Source organism: Aurantimonas sp. A2-1-M11, assembly GCF_036549475.1.
Taxonomy (GTDB): Bacteria; Pseudomonadota; Alphaproteobacteria; order Rhizobiales; family Rhizobiaceae; genus Aurantimonas.
On the sequence record NZ_JAZHLI010000173.1, the window covers coordinates 1 to 2,149 of the forward strand.

Annotated in this window: 1 protein-coding gene and 1 pseudogene; both read right to left on the reverse strand. The window is 61.9% G+C overall.

The features are described 5' to 3' along the window. Nucleotides 1–186 precede the first annotated feature (186 nt). Complete coding sequence (ltrA, locus tag VQ042_RS25350; RefSeq protein ID WP_331823015.1) at nucleotides 187–1,665, reverse strand: group II intron reverse transcriptase/maturase; 1,479 nt, start codon at nucleotides 1,663–1,665, stop codon at nucleotides 187–189. 372 nt (nucleotides 1,666–2,037) lie between these two features. Continuing rightward, nucleotides 2,038–2,149 (reverse strand): annotated as a pseudogene (locus VQ042_RS25355) (transposase family protein); the annotation flags it as partial.

Consider the following 2,149-nt stretch of genomic DNA (forward strand, 5'->3'; position numbering starts at 1 on the left):
CCGATCCAGCAGGGCGTCCTTATCAGCGTCGGTCAGCAAGCGTCGGGGCGGGTGAGTCATGGGAATCTTGACTCATATCCAGCCCCTCAAATCAAGACAGAATGCCACCGACGATCCCGGTAGGGACGCCCCTTTCGGAGCGCCCCCCGGACAGATCCCAGCGAGCCCAATTCGGGCACTGGGCTCCTACCTCGAGTAATTGACGGCAAAGCGTTGGTTCGGCCAGGGATGGCGGATGCGTGGTAGGGGAAGCCATGAGTCCGCTATTCTACCGATGCGGTCCCAGGTGAGGCCGTCCTTCTGACTGCGCCGCCGCAGCGTGCGCCTCCACAAGTCCATCACCCAATGCCGAAACGCCGAAAGCGCTCGGCTATTTGTCGGCACCGCATAGTAGTTGAAGTGGCCTGTCACGACTTGCCTCAGCCAAGAGCCCTGAACCGGGATCGGCTGATGCATTCGCCGCCGAAGCTCCTCCTTGATATCCTTGAGCTTTGCCCGCCTGCGATCCGACCGCGTTATCCTCCTGAGGAGGAATCTTCCACCGCGGCGAGATTTGTCGCAGACGTGCGTGAACCCCAGGAAGTTGAAGGTTTCCGGCTTTCCAAGGCCCTGAGCCTTCCTGCGAGCGGCCGCATGGCGGCCGAACTCAATCAGGCGGGTCTTGTCCGGATGCAGCTTCAGCGTGAACTTCTCCAAACGCTCATGCATCGCATCAAGGAAACGGCGGGCGTCATCCTCGCGTTCAAATCCGACAATCTGATCGTCGGCATACCGCACGACGATCATGTCTCCCTTGGCCTCACGCCGTCGCCAGCGTTCGGCCCAGAGATCGAACACGTAATGCAGGTAGATGTTGCCGAGCAGCGGCGAGATCACCGAGCCCTGCCCCGTCCCCCTGTCATCAACGGTAACTGCGCCGTCTTCCAGCACACCCGCTCTCAGCCATTTCTGGATCAGGCGGATGATGCGCCGGTCGCCGATCAGATGCTCCAAGAAGCGAACCAGCCAAGTCTGGCTGACCGCCCCGAAGAAGTTCTCCACATCGGCGTCCAGAATGTAGTTCACCTTCCGACTGCCGATCGCGACCGCCAGTGCATCCAACGCATCATGCGCTCCCCGTCCGGGCCGGAACCCGTAAGAGAAGCCGAGGAAGTGCTCCTCATAGATGGCGTTCAATACGATGACGGTTGCGCCTTGGACGATCTTGTCTTCCAGCGCCGCAATCGCCAGTGGCCGCTGTCGTCCGTCCGCCTTCGGGATATACGTCCGGCGGGACGGTTGCGGCCGATAGTCCCCTCTATGGACCCGTTCGTGCAAATCATCGAGCCGTAGCTCGATGCCGACTTCGTAGTCCTCCCACGTCACCCCATCCACTCCGGCAGCGGCCTTGCGCTTCAGCGCGTAGAACGCCGTCCGGAGAGTATCGGTCGTGATGTGGTGTAGAAGGGCGGTGAACCGCTCCTTCTTTCCTCGCCTTGCAGCTTGCCGTACGCGCTCCAGCGCCTGTGTCACGCGAGCCCGGCTCTGGGTCCGGTGCGTGCTTTGCTGGGTCGCGTTCCTCTTGGTTTCCGGCCTTCGCTCCACCAACTCCGCCCCCAGTTCCCCAGGGTTGTTCGCCAGCTTCACAGCTACTATGCCAGAATCAGACTTCTGCGCATCGTTCATCGGCGGCTACGGCTCCTCGCCTTCCCGCCGCGGACCGAAAGCCCGCAGGCCATCGGCCGATCCGCAGATCTCCCGGTTCCCGTACAAGGAACGTCCGCACATGCCAGGGTCTACGACCACGCCGGGCCGGACAGGCACTCGCGATGACGTGCTTGACCGTGTTGCCTTCCGACTACTCAACGCCGTCAGCGCCCGGGATATGTAACTTTCGCGGCTCAATGGCTGGCCTATGCGCTCCCCTACCGACGCTTCGCCGACGTCTTCACAAACGCCTGCGCACGGCTCGGGGCCGATGCGGTTCGCTAATCCTTCATCGTAACGGACTTTCACCATCTATTCCTTGCCGGTCTCCCGGCGCACTGAGCAGTTACCCGGATCGAGCTGGCGGAACAGCCGGCTGAACGTGTCGTGACTGGGCAGACCCTTCTCGAGCTTGAGGAACTCGCGCAGGAACCCCTCTTTCGCCTGGGCGAACCTTGCCATC

Coding starts and splice junctions, on each gene's coding strand:
- ltrA (WP_331823015.1), bottom strand. CDS start 1,665: ATGAACGATGCGCAGAAGTCTGATTCTGGCATAGTAGCTGTGAAGCTG.